Origin of the sequence: Paenibacillus sp. BR1-192, from assembly GCF_029542445.1 — a bacterium.
GTDB classification, from domain to species: domain Bacteria; phylum Bacillota; class Bacilli; order Paenibacillales; family Paenibacillaceae; genus Paenibacillus_AQ; species Paenibacillus_AQ lautus_A.
Map to the genome: position 1 here is coordinate 2,947,387 of NZ_CP120718.1, position 16,214 is coordinate 2,963,600.

20 protein-coding genes are annotated in these 16,214 nt (G+C 49.1%); 16 read left to right on the top strand and 4 right to left on the bottom strand.

Translation table 11 applies throughout. The annotated features are described in order from the left end of the window. A complete protein-coding gene (locus P0X86_RS13165) occupies nucleotides 1–1,290 on the top strand; it encodes a molybdopterin molybdotransferase MoeA (protein ID WP_277748635.1) in 1,290 nt (429 codons plus the stop codon). Then, nucleotides 1,287–1,790: a molybdopterin-guanine dinucleotide biosynthesis protein B gene (mobB, locus tag P0X86_RS13170; RefSeq protein WP_192572324.1), complete on the top strand. Its 504-nt coding sequence runs from the start codon at nucleotides 1,287–1,289 to the stop codon at nucleotides 1,788–1,790. Before P0X86_RS13165 ends, mobB begins: the two co-directional genes overlap by 4 nt. Before the next feature lie 9 nt (nucleotides 1,791–1,799). On the opposite strand, the gene xerS is transcribed toward mobB, so the two are convergent. Then, on the bottom strand, nucleotides 1,800–2,882 hold the full coding sequence (gene xerS / locus P0X86_RS13175; RefSeq protein ID WP_015734723.1) for a tyrosine recombinase XerS: 1,083 nt from the start codon (nucleotides 2,880–2,882) through the stop codon (nucleotides 1,800–1,802). A 200-nt stretch (nucleotides 2,883–3,082) separates the two neighbouring features. Between xerS and P0X86_RS13180 the strand changes: the two genes are divergently transcribed. From P0X86_RS13180 to P0X86_RS13205, 6 genes are all read left to right on the top strand, one after another. After that, the gene (locus tag P0X86_RS13180; RefSeq protein WP_213577947.1) at nucleotides 3,083–3,586 is read left to right on the top strand and encodes a GNAT family N-acetyltransferase; all 504 of its coding nucleotides are present in this window, start codon (nucleotides 3,083–3,085) and stop codon (nucleotides 3,584–3,586) included. 82 nt (nucleotides 3,587–3,668) lie between these two features. After that, on the top strand, nucleotides 3,669–4,442 hold the full coding sequence (locus tag P0X86_RS13185; protein WP_213577948.1) for an SDR family NAD(P)-dependent oxidoreductase: 774 nt from the start codon (nucleotides 3,669–3,671) through the stop codon (nucleotides 4,440–4,442). Nucleotides 4,443–4,566: 124 nt separating this feature from the next. Then, complete coding sequence (locus P0X86_RS13190) at nucleotides 4,567–5,454, top strand: aldo/keto reductase (RefSeq protein WP_192572321.1); 888 nt, start codon at nucleotides 4,567–4,569, stop codon at nucleotides 5,452–5,454. A gap of 533 nt (nucleotides 5,455–5,987) precedes the next feature. Continuing rightward, nucleotides 5,988–7,334 carry an ABC transporter substrate-binding protein gene (locus tag P0X86_RS13195; RefSeq protein WP_192572320.1) on the top strand — a complete coding sequence of 449 codons (1,347 nt, stop codon included), beginning with the start codon at nucleotides 5,988–5,990 and terminating at the stop codon, nucleotides 7,332–7,334. 117 nt (nucleotides 7,335–7,451) lie between these two features. After that, nucleotides 7,452–8,309: a carbohydrate ABC transporter permease gene (locus P0X86_RS13200; protein WP_009589479.1), complete on the top strand. Its 858-nt coding sequence runs from the start codon at nucleotides 7,452–7,454 to the stop codon at nucleotides 8,307–8,309. A 21-nt stretch (nucleotides 8,310–8,330) separates the two neighbouring features. Next, complete coding sequence (locus P0X86_RS13205; RefSeq protein WP_096773418.1) at nucleotides 8,331–9,203, top strand: carbohydrate ABC transporter permease; 873 nt, start codon at nucleotides 8,331–8,333, stop codon at nucleotides 9,201–9,203. Nucleotides 9,204–9,323: 120 nt separating this feature from the next. Here the strand turns inward: P0X86_RS13205 and P0X86_RS13210 are convergent, their stop codons facing one another. Next, nucleotides 9,324–10,262 (bottom strand): NAD(P)-dependent oxidoreductase, encoded by a 939-nt coding sequence (locus tag P0X86_RS13210; RefSeq protein ID WP_347177539.1) that lies wholly within the window; start codon nucleotides 10,260–10,262, stop codon nucleotides 9,324–9,326. 285 nt (nucleotides 10,263–10,547) lie between these two features. Between P0X86_RS13210 and P0X86_RS13215 the strand changes: the two genes are divergently transcribed. Next, nucleotides 10,548–10,982 carry a MarR family winged helix-turn-helix transcriptional regulator gene (locus P0X86_RS13215; RefSeq protein WP_096773420.1) on the top strand — a complete coding sequence of 145 codons (435 nt, stop codon included), beginning with the start codon at nucleotides 10,548–10,550 and terminating at the stop codon, nucleotides 10,980–10,982. Nucleotides 10,983–11,038: 56 nt separating this feature from the next. Beyond that, nucleotides 11,039–11,674, top strand: a complete 636-nt coding sequence (locus P0X86_RS13220) for an NAD(P)-dependent oxidoreductase (RefSeq protein WP_213577953.1) — start codon at nucleotides 11,039–11,041, stop codon at nucleotides 11,672–11,674. A gap of 342 nt (nucleotides 11,675–12,016) precedes the next feature. Here P0X86_RS13220 and P0X86_RS13225 read toward each other — a convergent pair whose 3' ends face one another. Continuing rightward, nucleotides 12,017–12,478: an Hsp20/alpha crystallin family protein gene (locus P0X86_RS13225; protein ID WP_009589458.1), complete on the bottom strand. Its 462-nt coding sequence runs from the start codon at nucleotides 12,476–12,478 to the stop codon at nucleotides 12,017–12,019. A 121-nt stretch (nucleotides 12,479–12,599) separates the two neighbouring features. Between P0X86_RS13225 and P0X86_RS13230 the strand changes: the two genes are divergently transcribed. Genes P0X86_RS13230 through P0X86_RS13250 form a run of 5 tightly spaced genes read left to right on the top strand, consistent with a single transcriptional unit; the run spans nucleotide 12,600 to nucleotide 14,311 of the window. Continuing rightward, nucleotides 12,600–12,821: a spore germination protein gene (locus tag P0X86_RS13230; protein WP_009589476.1), complete on the top strand. Its 222-nt coding sequence runs from the start codon at nucleotides 12,600–12,602 to the stop codon at nucleotides 12,819–12,821. Nucleotides 12,822–12,839: 18 nt separating this feature from the next. Next, on the top strand, nucleotides 12,840–13,067 hold the full coding sequence (locus P0X86_RS13235) for a spore germination protein GerPB (protein ID WP_277748636.1): 228 nt from the start codon (nucleotides 12,840–12,842) through the stop codon (nucleotides 13,065–13,067). A 47-nt stretch (nucleotides 13,068–13,114) separates the two neighbouring features. Beyond that, a complete protein-coding gene (gene gerPC / locus P0X86_RS13240) occupies nucleotides 13,115–13,732 on the top strand; it encodes a spore germination protein GerPC (protein WP_213577958.1) in 618 nt (205 codons plus the stop codon). Continuing rightward, nucleotides 13,710–13,895, top strand: a complete 186-nt coding sequence (locus P0X86_RS13245; RefSeq protein WP_015734741.1) for a hypothetical protein — start codon at nucleotides 13,710–13,712, stop codon at nucleotides 13,893–13,895. The genes gerPC and P0X86_RS13245 overlap by 23 nt, the downstream gene beginning before the upstream one ends. After that, nucleotides 13,892–14,311 (top strand): spore germination protein GerPE, encoded by a 420-nt coding sequence (locus P0X86_RS13250; RefSeq protein ID WP_015734742.1) that lies wholly within the window; start codon nucleotides 13,892–13,894, stop codon nucleotides 14,309–14,311. The genes P0X86_RS13245 and P0X86_RS13250 overlap by 4 nt, the downstream gene beginning before the upstream one ends. A gap of 60 nt (nucleotides 14,312–14,371) precedes the next feature. On the opposite strand, the gene tlp is transcribed toward P0X86_RS13250, so the two are convergent. Further along, nucleotides 14,372–14,599, bottom strand: a complete 228-nt coding sequence (tlp, locus tag P0X86_RS13255; RefSeq protein WP_277748637.1) for a small acid-soluble spore protein Tlp — start codon at nucleotides 14,597–14,599, stop codon at nucleotides 14,372–14,374. Nucleotides 14,600–14,821: 222 nt separating this feature from the next. Here tlp and P0X86_RS13260 point away from each other — a divergent pair, with 222 nt between their 5' ends. Then, nucleotides 14,822–16,120: a YCF48-related protein gene (locus tag P0X86_RS13260; protein ID WP_213577960.1), complete on the top strand. Its 1,299-nt coding sequence runs from the start codon at nucleotides 14,822–14,824 to the stop codon at nucleotides 16,118–16,120. The last annotated feature ends 94 nt before the right edge of the window (nucleotides 16,121–16,214 follow it).

Sequence of the window (16,214 nt, forward strand, 5' to 3'; positions counted from 1 at the left end):
GTGAAAGATCATGAACCGATATCGCCCAAGAAGCCAAACCATAAATTCGATCGGCGTGCACTACAGGTATCAGACGCGCAAGCGTTAGCAACTTCTTATGCGGATTGCGGCCAGGAGGAGCTCATTCGGCTGCAGGACAGCGATGGCCGGGTGCTTGCATCCGATGTCGTCGCTCCCCACCCGTTCCCGGCTTTTGCCCGTTCGGGCATGGACGGTTATGCGGTGTCGTCAGCGGATTTGGCGCCATGCGATCAGGGGGAAAAGGTTTGGCTTGAGGTCGTCGACCATATCCCGTGCGGATATGTCTCCTCCGTGCCGATCGTACAAGGCAAGGCTTCCCGTATCATGACGGGCGCCCAGGTGCCCGAAGGCGCAGACGCTGTCGTGATGCTTGAAGCGACGGAGCTTCGCGTGGAGGATGGCGTAACCTATGTAGGCTTTAAGCGTTCCATCGAGAAGGGAAAGAATATTACCCCTCTCGGGTTCGAACTCCAGGAAGGCGATATGATTCTCCGCCGAGGGACTCGCATCGGGCCGGGAGAGATTTCGGTTCTGGCTACGTTTGGCATACATAAGGTTGGAGTGTATCGTCAACCGGTCGTGGGCATCTTCTCGACGGGCACCGAGCTGCTCGACATAACCGAGCCGCTTGAGCCCGGTAAAATCCGTAACAGCAACACCTATATGCTTGCATCGCAAATTCGGGAAGCGGGCGGCGTTCCGGTGATCATGGAGGCCATTCCCGATCATATCGAGCTTGCCCGTCAGAAGGTGGAGGAAGCGCTCCGGGATTATGACATCGTGGTTACGACAGGCGGCGTCTCCGTAGGCGATTACGATATTATGGGAGAGCTGGTGACATCCGGCGGATTGGACATGCTGTTTAATAAAGTCACGATGCGTCCGGGCAGCGTGACAACCGCGGCGGTGAAGGAGGGGAAGCTGCTCTTCGCGCTCTCCGGTAATCCGGGGGCATGCTTTGTCGGATTTCTGTTGTTTGTCAGACCTTCGATTCGAAAAATGCTGGGCATGGAGCAGTTGTATTTAACCGAATGGACAGCCGAGCTGGGTTCGGATTATGCAAAGGTGAATAATTTTACCCGTTTTGTCAGGGGCAGCCTCCAAGCGGTAAACGGCAAACTTGTAGCCACGCCCGCCGCCCTGGATGAATCGAGTGTCATGATCACGATCAAGGACAGCGACTGTTTGATTGTTATACCGCCAGAGCTTAGAGGAGCGGTTAAAGGCCAAGCCGTGCAGGTGCTCGTTCTTCCAGGGGTTTGGTCATGAAAGTCTTCCAGTTCTGCGGGTATAAGAACAGCGGCAAAACCACGCTCATTGCGTCTCTGATTCCGCAATTGAAACGACAGGGCATCAGGATAGCCGTCATCAAGCATGATGGGCATGGCTTTGATATGGACCGCGAAGGGACGGATACTTACAAATTCCGCGAGGCCGGAGCCGAGGGGATTGCCATTGCCTCGCCGGGCCGGACGGCCATGCTGAGGGAAACGGAGCTGGACCTCGATACGTTGATACATATGTACACTGATTATGACATGGTGCTGGTCGAAGGGTATAAGATGATGCCTCACCCAAAACTGGTGCTGCTGCGGGGAATGGAGGACAGGGGGCTGCTGGATCAGGTCGAGGAGATCCGGGGAATCGTCGTGAATCCCGACATGCTAAAGGAACCGCCCGGCCTGCAGGAGATTCAGCATCGGCTGGCGGTTCCCTTGTTTACTTGGAATGAGACGGAGCGGATCGCGTCGCTTATACTATCACTGTAAAAAACATAATTACTCGTCGGAACGCCGCTCAATCGCCTCGGACATCGTTTTGTCCGTCAAATGGGCATACACTTCGGTCGTTTCGGTGGAAGCGTGCCCCAATTGTTCTTTCGTTTTATATATGTCATTTTGAAGATAGTAATCCGTTGCAAACGAGTGCCGCAGCTTGTGCACGGTCAGGGACGGCTTGCCAAAACGCTTGGCGTATTTGATGATCATTGCCTGAATCGCCCGTTTCGTCATGCGCTGTCCTTCATTCTGGCCGTTGCGCAGCGCGACGAAGAGAGCCTTTTCTTTTTTCGGCACCTTGTAGCGGGTCTGCCGCAGCTGCAGATAATGCTCGAGATCGTCTTTGGCCTGCGCCCGGAAGTAGACCGGGGTTTTAAAGGTTTCATCGTTATTGCCCTTACGATACACATGCAGCATTTTATTGTTCAGGTCGATGTCTGCAAGATTCAAGTTGACCACTTCGGATACGCGAAGACCCGAGTTTAGAATAAGGCTGGCAATGCAGGCATCTCGGACTTTGTTCTGTTCATGCGCGTATAGAGCCTGTTTGTTATTCTCCACATCGTGCCCGTATCCTTCGTGAATGTAAGTGATGAAGTCCTGAAGCTCTTCTTCTTCCAGTATTTTTCCTTTCAACTTGGCAGCCGTATCTTTGGGTTTGTGAATTCGTTTGATCTCCACTTTGGCCATGATGTTGCGTTTAAGGAGCGGGTAAAAATCCTCATCCTCCGCAATCTGGCTTAAATAATGGAACAGAGAGCGAAGCGATGACAGCTTGCGGGAAACCGTAATTCGGGAGTTGGTGCCTTCCCGGCGCGTGGTCAAATATAATCGGTAACCTGTGATGCTGTCCATGCGAAGGGTCTCCAGCTCAAGCAGCGTCACGTCTCGGTTAGAGGCGGCTTGTGACAGCCCTTCCGACCGGAGCCAATTAAAAAACGTTTCATAGTCCCTTACATATTCGAGCAGGGTGGAGGGGGAGAGATCCGGAAGTTTGTAGTCGATAAATTGCTGCACAAACCAAGGCATGGCCGGCGCTTTCTCATCGAGTCGTGCGCGGTCGATATCTTTTTGTATATTCATGTTCCACCTCGAATGATTGTCTTTATAGCGATAATCGCTGTCATTATATACTAGTGTAACATATGGAAAGTCCGTCGTGCTTAATGCCTCACACGATCGTCTCCTCGATCCGATGGCGCTTGTGTTTCAACATAGACGGATACTATGATGAAGATGGGAAGCATTTAATATGATAGTGAAATGCCTAGGGAGGCGGCAGCATGATTTCAGAACGAGCGGAGCGCATGGGAATTGAGCTGGTTCCCAAACGGAAGCAAGCCGTTATCGTAAACTTGATGCAACTGTACTTGTACGATTTTACTAAATACCTGGATATCTCGGTGAACGATCAAGGATTGTTTTTACCCTATCCCGATCTCGATGAGTTCTGGAAAAAGCGGGAACGGAAATATCCGTTTCTGATTACGTTTGATCAACGGCCGGCCGGTTTTGCCTTGATCGAGCGTATGGACAACGCCGCGGAAGCCGACTATTACATGACGGAATTTTTCGTTATGCAAAAATACAGACGTACGGGATTGGGGACTTGGGCGGCGACCTGGCTGTTCGATCATTTCCAGGGACGCTGGAAGGTGACGCAGGTCAGCAGCAATATACCGGCCCAGGCTTTCTGGCGAAAAGTCATCGAGTCCTATACGGGCGGGCGTTATGAGGAATACGTGGACCCGGTTCGTTTAAATCCGTCTCAATATTTCAATTCCTAGTAAGTCAGCATGAAATCAACTTTTGACGTGTTTCAACTGAATACCTGAGCTGTTTGCATATCTATAACTTGGAGGGATTCGAATGTATTTGCCCAGCTTTAATCTGGAAGGAAAAAAAGCCTTTGTAACAGGAGCGGGGCGGGGAATCGGGCGCGCGATAGCCGTAGGCTTGGCGGAGGCCGGATGCGACGTTGGCCTGATGTCCCGAACCCGAAGCGATCTGGAGGAGACCGCGGGTCTGATTGCCGGCTTGAAGAAAGGTCAAGCCTATGTGCTGCCGGGCGATCTGACGATTCGGGAAGAGATGGAGGCGGCGATCCGCGAATTTGTGGACCAGGCGGGGCAAATCGATATATTGGTGAACAATGCCGGCATGAACATTCGTACGCCGGCGCTGGAAGTGACCGATGACGAATGGGACTTAATCGTGCAGACCAATTTGAAATCGGCGTTTGTCGCATCTCAAACCGCTGCCCGTTATATGAAGGAGCAGGGGAATGGAAGAATCATCAACATTTCTTCCGTAGGCGGCCATACCGCCCTACGCACGGGCGTTGTCTATGGATCGACCAAGGCTGCTCTAATCCATATGACCAAGGTGCTGGCGATGGAGTGGGCGCAGTATGGAATCCAGGTCAACGCCGTCGGGCCTTGGTATTTCCGGACGCCGCTGACCGAGAAGCTGCTGAATGACGACACTTACATGCAGGCTATCCTGGACCGGACGCCGCTAAAACGCGTAGGAAGCCTGGAAGAAGTGGTGGGGCCCGTCGTTTTCCTGGCTTCCGAAGCCGCCAATTACATGACCGGGCAGACGCTGCTGGTTGACGGCGGGCTTAGCATTTATGGATTTTGATAGGGGATTCTTTTCATGGATGCAGGTGCTTGAATCCTTTGGCAATTGTATCGGAACAAAGCTTTCAAGATTATCCATAACGGGTAATGTAGAATGGTAATCATAGGGAGGAGAGTGAAGGACGATGGAACGTAGAGCATTTGGGCGGACGGATATGCAGGTCAGTGTATTGGGATTCGGCGGTGCCGAGATCGGACAGTCGGATCAGAAGACGGTGGACCGGCTGCTGCACAGCGCGATTGACGCAGGCCTTAACATGATTGATACCGCGGAATGTTACGGCCACAGCGAGGAATTGATCGGCAAAGCGCTGTCGGGCCGCAGAGATGATTATTACCTGTTTACGAAATGCGGGCACGCCTCCGGACTGGACTACCCGGATTGGGATCCGGTGATGCTTGAGCAAAGCATTGACCGGAGCTTGAAACGGCTGCAGGTGGACCACGTTGATGTCATACACCTTCACAGCTGCTCTGAGGAAATTCTGCGGCAGGGCGCCGTGATCGAGGTGCTGAAAAAAGCAAAAGAGCAGGGGAAAACGCGGTATATCGGCTACAGCGGCGATTCAACGGATGCACTGTACGCCCTTCAAACCGGCGCATTCGACAGCTTTGAAACTTCGCTGAACATTGCGGACCAGGAGGCGATCGACCTCACGATTCCCCTTGCCATGAAGCAGGGAATAGGGGTTATTGCCAAACGTCCCGTAGCCAACGTAGCCTGGAAGCATGAAACATTAAGCGAACGGGACTATGCCTATCCTTACTGGGTTCGGCTCGGCGAGCTGAACTACGATTTCCTCTCTGACGTTCAGCAAGGCGTTGAGACGGCATTACGGTTCACCCTAAGCACGCCGGGCATTGCGACGGCCATCGTGGGTACGGCAAATCCCGACCGTTGGGGGCAAAATGCCGCACTGCTCGAGAAAGGGAAATTGCCGGAGGAGGTTTACGAATCCATCCGCGGCCGCTGGAGAGAGGTTGCCGGATCCGACTGGGTAGGTAAAGTGTAGATCGCGGCTTGCTTAGAACCTGAGATTCAGACCGAATAGAGTAAGAGGTTGATGCGTCTTAAATACCGTCTTGGTATCCCGGAAGAGCTTGTCAAGATTTCTTGACAAGCTCTTTTGCCGTGATGAGAGCGCGGATGCCGCGTTTCGGCAGATCGATACCGATAAAGTGGAATGATGTTTCAGGGGAGGGCCGGCCATGCGAATGGCGGGTCTTTTTTTGTTGAATAAGAGAGCATGAGCGTTTCGATGGTGAATAATTATATTAATTCAACATATGAAAAATTCATAATAGGGAAATACCAACCACTTACGTTACTCTTGCCGCCCCGATGTTCCCGCTTAACTATGCCTTAACCTAGCACAATGACATGGCCTAAAAAAAGAGCTAGGGTGCGAAGAAAAGTTGACATGGAAATATTTCCCCCTGCTAAAGATGAATGTCCCCCTTTGAAAGCAATAGGGCTTGGAATAAAATTCTGGTAGACAGCAAGTGTTTGCATCAGGTTCTGAAAACATACTTAGGGGGATTAGAAATGAAAAGGACTTCCATGTTACTCATGAGTGTTATGCTGCTGCTCTCCATGTTCCTCGCAGCCTGCGGAAACAGCGGTGGCACCAACACTCCTGCCGCTGAAGGAGAAACGCCGAAGACGGAAACAACTCCGCCGGCGGAAGAGAAGAAGGATGAAGCCGCTCCGGTTTCGCTTCGCGTGTTCTCGACCTTCGGAGGAACCGACGCAGCTCGCGAAGCCTTCCAAGCCGCGTTGGATGAATTCACGAAAGAGCATCCAAACGTAAAGATTGATAACGACACCATGTCAGCAAATGATGACGGTTTCAGAACGAAAGTCAACACCGATATGAACAGCGGCAACGAGCCAGACCTGTTGTTCTACTTCATCGGGGCTGACGCAGAAGGGTTCGTCAATGCCGGAAAAGTCGTGCCGCTGAACGAAATTCTCGACGCTGACGCTGACTGGAAGAACGGATTCATTCCTGATGCGCTTGAGCTTGCCAAGCAGAAAGACGGCAACATTTACGCTGCACCTTTGACCGGCTTCTACGAAGGCTTGTTCGTTAACAAAAAAATCTTCGAAGAAAACGGTCTGGAGCTCCCAACCGATTGGGCGAAGCTGACCACGGCCGTTAAGGCATTGTCCGAAAAAGGCATTATTCCTTTGTCCGTACCGTTTGACCAATCGCACTACCTGATCGAGCATACCATTTTGTCTGCGGCTGGTCCTGAAGGACAAAATAAAGGCCTGCTCGATGGCATCGATCCAAACTGGGAAAAAGCTTATGCCGCTATGAAAGAATTGTATGATCTTGGCGCATTCCCTAAAGATGCCGCAACAATCGACCTGAGTATGTCCGGCAACTATTACAGCGAAGGCCTGGCAGCCATGACCATCGAAGGATCCTGGGCCATCGGCGGCTGGAGCGACGATACTCGCGACAATTCCACGGTTGTGCCATTCCCGACGGTTCCTGGCGGCGTGGGCAGCGGCAATGATATCGTAGGCGGATTCGGTTCCGGCTTCTACCTCTCCAAAGCCACCTATGACGATGCAGCCAAAAAAGAAACAGCCATCGCTTTGCTGAAACACCTGACTTCCCCGGCGTCCATTCAAAAAATCGCTTCGGCTAACGGCGGTACACCTGCTGCTGACGTTGAAGTGACCGGATTGCCGCAAGTCGCACTCGACGGCTTCGCTATGGCAGCAAAAGCAGCCTCCATCAGCGCACCGGTTGACAGTAAAGTTTCGCAAGAAACGTTCGGTAACCTTCGTGCCAGCGTTCAGCCTGTAGTGGAAGGCAAGAAAACTCCTACTCAAGCGATCGAAGAAGCGAAGAAAACCGAGGATGCCAACAAAAAATAGTTGTTATCAGAAACGGTAGAAATAAAAGTGACGTACGCCGCCCCTCTGCTTTCATTCGGGCGGCGTAGTCATTTCGGCATGGACGATGAAGAAAAATAAACATCAAGGGTGATTAATATGAAGGGTGATCGCAAGTACATTGTGCTGTTTTTATTACCCGCAGCGGCCATCATGACAATCTTTCTATATTATCCGTTCTTCAAGAGTTTGTATCTCAGCTTTTATCGCACAAGCGGCTTTTTCGACAAAAAGTTTGTGGGCTGGGCTAACTATGAGAGACTCGTTACGGATAAGCTGCTTGGCGCTGCAACGCTGCACACGCTGGAAATTATGCTCTATGTTATCGTGTTCCAGGTGGGAATCGCGCTAGTGCTGGCCGTCCTGGTAGATAACATATCCAAGCTGAAAGGGTTCTATCGAACCGTATTCTTCTTCCCGGTGGTTATATCCGGTACGGCTATATCTTTGTTGTTTGTGCTCTTCTACAACTACAACTTCGGTTTGCTGAACAACTTGCTGGCGAATTTCAACATCGAGAAGGTATTGTGGCTGGATGCGAAAAATGCGCTTAAAGCGGTATCGATCCCAACGGTATGGCATTATGTGGGCTTTTATTTCGTTCTGTTCTTGACCGCCATGTCCAAAATACCTTCGGATTATTATGAAGCTGCAAAATTGGAAGGAATCACGGGCCTCAAAAAAACAACGATGCTTACAATTCCGCTTATCATGAGTGACATCAAGGTCGTCATTACCCTTGCCATTACGGGTACGTTGAAGGTGTTCGAGTTCATCTGGGTCATCACGAGCGGCCAGAACGGAACCGAGGTGCTGGGGACGTACATGTACAAAAAGGCCATGGTGGACCAGAACTTTGGTTACGGATCGGCGGTTGCGATATACATGGTGGTCTTTGGCGTGCTGCTTGCGTTGATAGCCAACCGTTTGTTGAAAAGAGACGAGATTACATACTAAGCATTATAGGGGTGTACTGTTATGGAGCCAACCATCGTCGTTGAACACAAAACTCAGCGCGTTAGGAAGCATCGGTTTAGTCTAGGCACCACGTTGATGTACGTGATTTTGACAGCGTGGTCCTTAACGACCATCTATCCGTTATTCTGGATCGTGAACAACTCGTTCAAAGTATCCCGCGATGTGATGAATAATTCCTTTGGCATCGCCTGGGAACCGGTGTTTGTTAACTATCAGAACGCATTTGACCGCATTAATATCGGAAGAAGTTATATCAATAGTTTGGTGATGTCCTTCAGCACCGTATTCTTGGTATTATTGCTTGGAGGATTAGCTGCTTACGTGTTGTCCAGGTTCAACTTTCGAGGAAAGCGAACCATCTATTCCATTTTGTATGCGACGCTCCTGATTCCTGCGTTTGCAACCGTGGTTCCGGTATATGAGCTGCTTATCAAAACCAGTCTGGTCAATACATACTGGGGTTTGATCTTTCCCCAAACGGCAGGCAATCTGACGTTTGCGACCTTGGTTATTGCCGGTTACATGGCAACCATACCGAAAGAGCTTGAAGAAGCGGCATTCATGGACGGCTGCAACCGATGGCAGATGTTTGTGAAGATCTTCGTTCCGATCTCTCAGCCCGTATTCGCGTCGGCAAGCATCTTCGTGTTTATGTGGTCGTATAACGATTTGTTCTCGGCATTGATTTTTGTGAACAAAGAGAATGTCCGTCCAATCGTTGCCTTGCTCAATGAGATCAGCTCGCAATACGGAACGGACTTTGGTCTGATGGCGACGGCAGTATCATTGACGGTTATTCCGGTTCTGATTGTATATCTGTTTATCTCGAAATATATCCAGAAAGGTCTGACCGAGGGAGCCGTCAAAGGTTAAGGAAACGGCGAACTCAACGAATAGGCAAGTCAAGAGGGGACATGAAGTCGCCTGTTTGACTTGCCTATTCGTTGTTAGGTTTCATTCGAGTATTAAACTGCAGCGAGCGCGTTCGGTCAATTATGGCGAGGTGAGATTATACTCGATCAAGCGGGAGAAGCCGTCTTCTCCATGGCCGGCCTGGATTGCTTTTCGGGCAATTGCTTTTGCTGCGATTAAGACGCTGCTATCAATTCCATGATGTTCGGCAGCGTGGATGATATGCTCCATGCTCGTTACATTCGAGATTAGGTTGGAACTGTCCCCAGGGTAAACGCCCCGATCCGCATCATGCGCCATATAGGTCATGATATCCGGCATAATGCGAATGATATTGTGCGCATAAGGGGCGATGTCTTCCGCAGCGATGTTCTCCGCCCGTGCAATGGCCAGCGCGTGCACATAACCGCTCATGGCTGTCCAGAACACATCTAGCAGCGCCACGTCATATGCCGCTGCACGACCCGGATCCTCGCCCAGGAACGAAGCGGTTCCGCCCAGGCTGGCGAGTATACGATGATGGCTGCGATAAACGTCTTCTGGCCCGCTGTACAAAATGACGGCCGAAGGCTCCCCAATCGTAGGTATCGGCGTCATGATGGCGCCATCGATGTAGTCAATTCCGTTGCGGTAAGCCCATTCCGTCATTTCCCGCGCACGTTCAGGTACGTCGGCTGTCAGGTTTATAAGCGTTTTTCCTTTCAATGCACTTGTCTCAGAAGACAGAACGGCGTTCACCGCATCATAGTTGAGTACGCAGATGATAATAAGCTGACTGGCAAGCACCGCATCCTTAACGGACGGAGCCAGCACGGCACCTTGCTTTACCAGCGCGTCAGCCTTTGCCGATGTCCGGTTCCAGACCGTTGTGGAATGGCCGCTCCTGATAAATGCACCGGCCAGGGCTTGCCCCATGGGTCCGAGCCCCAGCACCGTTAAGGCGGTTTGGCTGCCGTTTGCCGGCGTTTGCCGAGTTTCGGATTCGAGCATTTGTTCTTGATGTTGTTTCGATGGTTTCATTGTATACCTCCTTAAGGATTAGCTTCGAATACAGTGTAGACCTTGACACTAATGACAAGGTCAACGATTTTTTACAACCCTAGCGGAGAGAATAATATTTCAACATATGAAAAATTCATAAAAGTAATAGTAACACGTTCTACCATCAGTAGAGCATAATTACGGCTGAATCCGAACTTTTTGACAAACGAAAGAGGAAAAAGCATTGAAACTAACTAAAATAAAGTTGTTGACAATAACATAGTTCAATGTTAATTTGTATATACAAATGAGAGGTGGCTGGATATGAACATCGATGATTCCATTTTAAGCTCGTGCCTGTTTTTTACGTCAAATCGGTTTGCACGTTCCATGACCAAGATGGCGGAGGATGCATTTGCAAAGGCCGGCTTATCCCCAACGTACTCCTATGTGCTGGTGGTGATCCATCAATATCCCGGAATTACGCAGAAAGAGCTTAGCGATAAATTGTCGATTGCTCCATCCACAAGCACCCGATTCATTGATAAGCTGGAGGAGAAACTTCTGGTAAAGCGCAAATCCGAATGGAAGGAAACGCATATTTTCTTGACGGACGAGGGGATGGCGTTATACCGGGAGCTGAACCAATATTTTGAAAAGTTATACGGAGAGTATGTCACCCTCTTGGGGAAGGAGCATAGCGAACAGTTAGCGAAACTTCTCCATGAATCCAGCGAATTGCTGAAAAGGGGAATGTAGCCTCTGTCTTTTTCACCACTCATTTGTACATACAATTGATAAAGGAGAGATTCGAAATGCAGATTGGTATTATCGGTGCGACAGGGAAAGCGGGAAATCTGATTCTCAAGGAGGCACAAGCACGCGGTCATGAAGTAACGGCGATCGTGCGTAATGCATCCAAAATCTCCGATTCCAGCATTAACATTTTGGAGAAGAACGTGCTGGATCTGACCAGCGCCGATCTTCAGCGGTTCGACGTTGTCGTGAATGCATTTGGCGCGGCGCCTGGACAGGAGACTCAATATGTGGAAGTAGGCCGGGTGCTGATACAAGCATTAAAAGGCACGGATACCAGACTGTTTGTTGTCGGAGGAGCCGGCAGCTTGTTTGTGGACGAAGCCAAAACGCTTCGGCTTTTAGAAACGCCCGATTTTCCGAAGGAATATTATCCGACGGCATTCCATGCCGGCGAGAATTTGAAGGACCTGGAACAAACTACGGATGTAAAATGGACGTATCTTAGTCCGGCAGCGTTCTTTAATCCGGAAGGTCGGCGGACAGGGAGTTATCAGGAGGGCAAAGATCAAGTCATTGGCAACGCCAGCGGTAAAAGCTACGTCAGCTATGCCGATTACGTCATCGCGGTGCTCGATGAGCTTGAGCAGCCCAAACATCTCAACGAGCGCTATACGGTCGTTTCCGAGGCTTAACAGGCCCGGACATGCGGCCTTCATATAGATCTTTGAATAAGCTGGTTTCTTAACCGAAATCAGCTTATTTCTTTTTGATTATGTTATTTCAACATATGAAAAATTCACAATAGAAAACACCTCAAGCGATATCTAGCTACTTCCTCTTAAATGCAGCCCGACCACTTACAAAGCACCCATGATATAGGTTTAAACAAGGAAAAACCCCATTACGATATCGCAATTCAGGCATCTATAAGTATTAGATAAGATGAGTCAAAACAACCTGCAAACAACGGTTATTGCATGCAAGTTGTTTTGAACGGTGCTTCTGTTGGCTGTCCTTGTTGTTATCCGTCTGATTCACAAGAAACGAATATTGATATCGCGCAGGCGGCCGGGAGACATTTTCGGCATCTTAATTTGAAGCGTAGGCTGTCTATAGGTCGCAACGGATTGCGCAGGCAGTATGGGGACGGGTAAAGATATGGTTTGGTGTTGTTCTTTTGGCAAGCCGTTGATTTTGATCTGCGTCCGGTTCAGCTGAATCCATAAATTTTCCGGATGGATGCGTTTAGGCACATAACATTTCACGATCAGAAAGTTATGAGTATCTAACGTTTCATAGCGAAGCGAATGCGGGTCGGGAAGAATTTCATTTCCGGCAGTCGCTTTTCGTATCGTATCTTTTACATAATCCTCAATGATCGTCGGATCCAGCTGATAATCTTCATTGAGATGATTCAGATCCTTAAATGGAAAGGAATTGTTGTTAAAGAAAGAGTCCTGTGTCAACCAGTCCGGCTTTTTGGATCTTGAGCTCACGATAATCCCTCCTACGTTCTTTGCTTCCAGTGTATGGGCGAAGGAATGTTATAGTGACATCTGGGCATCCGACCACATAGAATAAATCCAAGCGGACGATTTTGAACAAAGAGGTGGAATTGTGGTTTCAATTATCGGCAATATGAAAATCGTAAACGTGGGCCCCAGTTCTACGGTACTAGTTGGAAATACAGGAGTCATCGATTTAAACAGCACGACAAAAGCTTATTCCGGCGCCAACTCGTTCACCACCGGAGACAGTATTGGTACGAATATAACTAATAACCAAGCCAACAGCACGAATACATTCGATCCAGACCTCATTGATTCGCCTAATGCTTAATTAAGGTTGTGAGCCCCAGTGAATCTAACGGTACATCAATGCATTAATATACAGCAGCTTCGGGTTAACGCGGTGACCAATTCCTCGGTGCTTCAGATTGGAACCGCAGGTGAGATCCGCGCATTATCCAATATATATAACACGGGCGGTTTTACGGGCCCTGCTCCGGAGTTCGAGCCTCCGAATAATATGGCCCCCCTGGTTCCGTTACCTGCGCCGATTGAAGATCTATATCGGCCAGAATGAGGCTCATATCATACGCATACAATCATTAGGGAGCGGGGGGAGATGCTATGTATCAATACCATATCCAGCAATTGTTCCATTGCCTTCAATCCCAGACGGAGCAGCTTAACAGAATGGAACAAATGCTAAAGGAAATACGTAATGAAATAAATCAATTACAGCAGGGCAATCAAAAGTCGACGGATCACGTCGAATATAATTTTGATTTATTGAAAATCGAAAAATTGGAAGGAACCTTAAACATTGGACTGACACCCTCAGATGGGAAGTCTCTGGGGGATATCACCGTCAATGGCCAGCCGGCAGAACAATTACAGGCGGTAGCTGCCGGAAGGGATCTTTACTCAAACATACATCAGCAGGTATCAAGCCACTTGGAACATGCAGTGCCGGCGCGACTCGAGCAAATGAATCCCCAGTCCAATCACGAACTTGGAGATCAATATGCTTCGGTGATGATAGAAGATATCCGAAAACAACTCGGAGATCGCATCAACGTTTACTTACAGCAATACCACTCGAACAGTACCGCGATAAATCCAGGTGATGTTGAGCAAATGATCGCAAATCAAATGAAAAAAGAAATCGATACGGCAGTCGAGCATCATCTTCATAATTTGCAACAAGGAAAGAGGAATACGAATGAAAATGACGGTCATCAATAAAGAGCTCCGGGTTGGTTCGATCCGTATTACGGCGATCTCCAGCTCATCCGTGCTGTTGATCGGAGATACCCGGGTCATTAATAGCAGTTCCATCTACGACACTCCTTCCGAATCCCTGCAGATCACCCCGCTCGTTCCGTTATCACCGGCTACCGCACCATGAAGCGCCATGTACTCGTTGATAACGTATATATCATCAATATCTCTAATAGTTCGGCGTGCATCTGCGGCGAATCGGGACATATCGATGCCTATACCCGGGCATTGGCGATTCAACGTCAAGTTCCGGTTTTTTTTGAGGACGAAGGCAATTATGAGGACTATCCGATTTTTTCGAGATCCATACCTGCATGGCAGCTTCCGTCAGAAGTAGACTTAGACGTTATACATGACCATAAAACGATTCATGTGGGATGCCTGGACGTGATATCGACAGCGTCTGCATCGGTTGTGCAGGTAGGTTCAAACGATACGATGGAATTAGAATCAAGGGTGAAGGCGATCAGGCACTTTATTACGGATGCGTCCCAAGAATTAAAGGATTATAAAGGCGTCATTGTCAGAAAGAGCCCACGCTAGTGTGCGGCAAAAAACAGGAGGAGCTTCATAAGCTCCTCCTGTTTTTTTGCGGTCTGAAGATTATTCTCCTTGCTGGTGGGCAGCCTCGTCTTTAATCTCTTCCCGGAAGCCGGAAATACTCTTTTCGCGACGAGCACTGCGGTCTTGAATCTGTTCTTTCTCGCTTGCGGGAATCTCATCCCCGAACTCCTGAAGATAATCTTCTGCCTCGCGGAAGTTCTCGATCGTGTTTTGGACGGCCTGCTGCAAATGTTCGACATTGTCTTCGCGATTATCAGGTTTAGCCATGAAAGTTCACCTCCTTGTATGTAATGATCTTGCTCATTCGCACACCTCAAAAGTCTTCCATAATCGAAACATCCTTATGCATCTGAGAATGACGCTATCAAAAAAGCTACAGTATTGTAAATTTTGCAAGCCGGTTCTTTACATTTCCGTAGGATGTAATATGTTATAATGTCGAAAAAGCAGACTTGCCGGCATGACATCGAATAAGAGGAGGAAGAATTCTTGATATCTAGACGTTTTATATTCTGGCTCGGCATGCTGATGATGATTGTATTCATGTTAGCAGCCTGTACCTCAGAACCGATAAAACAACAACAGCAAACTTCTACTGTAGAAGACCCTCCTGAATCAATTGAAGATGAAGAAGAAGGTCAGACCATCACACTAGTAACGCCGGATACGGCCATGAAAGCACCTGAGGAAAAAAGCAAATATCAGATACATACACGGTTGACGGATTTCCATCTGCTCAATGAGTCAACGGGGATTGCTTGGGGGATCACGAACACAGAACTGCGTCTCTATCAGACCGAAGATTACGGTGAGACCTGGGTCGATATCTCTCCATCATCCAATGTCCAATTCGTTGATAAGCTGGAGTATGGGAAAGACATCGTGTTCACGGATAAAAATCATGGTTGGATTATACGAAACAAACAGAGATCCGCCGAAACGATCCTGCTCAATACGACCGACGGGGGCGGCAGCTGGAAGCTCTCTTCGCTTCCGGAGACGGGAGTCGTTACGGCAATGTCCTTCGTTTCATCCCAGCAGGGATGGATTATGGCGAAAGGCGATCTCTCCCGGGGATCGGAAGAGAAGTCGCTGTTTCATACCAGCAATAATGGCGGAGTATGGGATGAGATTATGCAGAATTCGGAGTATCCGACATCCCGAATTCCGGGAAGCGTCATTCCGCGAACCGGATCCGTCATCGGATTAACGTTCACGGATTCGCTTGTCGGGTTTGCAACCATCCGTGAAATGCAATCTTCCAAGTTGTATATAACACGTGACGGAGGACAGAAGTGGAAGTCTTCCGGCCAAGTATTCAAAAGCAAGCTGCTGGATGCGTGCGGTTCCGTTTTTGCCGGGACTCCCAAGTATCTGGGCAAAGGTGGAAGCGGAAGCGAGATTTATATACCGGTTACCTGCGTGAAGGAAGATCAGGCGAACTATTTGGGTTACTTTACGGCCGATACGGGGAAGTCATGGAATTTGGTGTCGTTCCCCATGACGGGAAATAGCGGGAAGGGAACCATCCAGCCTGTCTTCCGTCGTCTGCATGACGGATGGAGAATGGTGAACGGCATCGTCTATCATACGAGCGATATGGGCAAGACCTGGACACCATTCCCTAGAAGCAAGCTGTTGTCCGATAATCTTGCAAAATATCCGAATGTGGTCAAATTGCAATTCACATCGTCGGATGTCGGCTGGATGCTGATTGAAACGACGGACAAAAACCGATCGCGCCTGATGAAAAGCAGTGACGGCGGCGTAACCTGGCAGGGGTTGTAATATCGACTAATAACCTACAAGCTGGATCTGATTCGCCAATCGAAAACTCTCTCGATGACGAAGGCTTTATCGGCTAAAACCAACGGTTCCGATA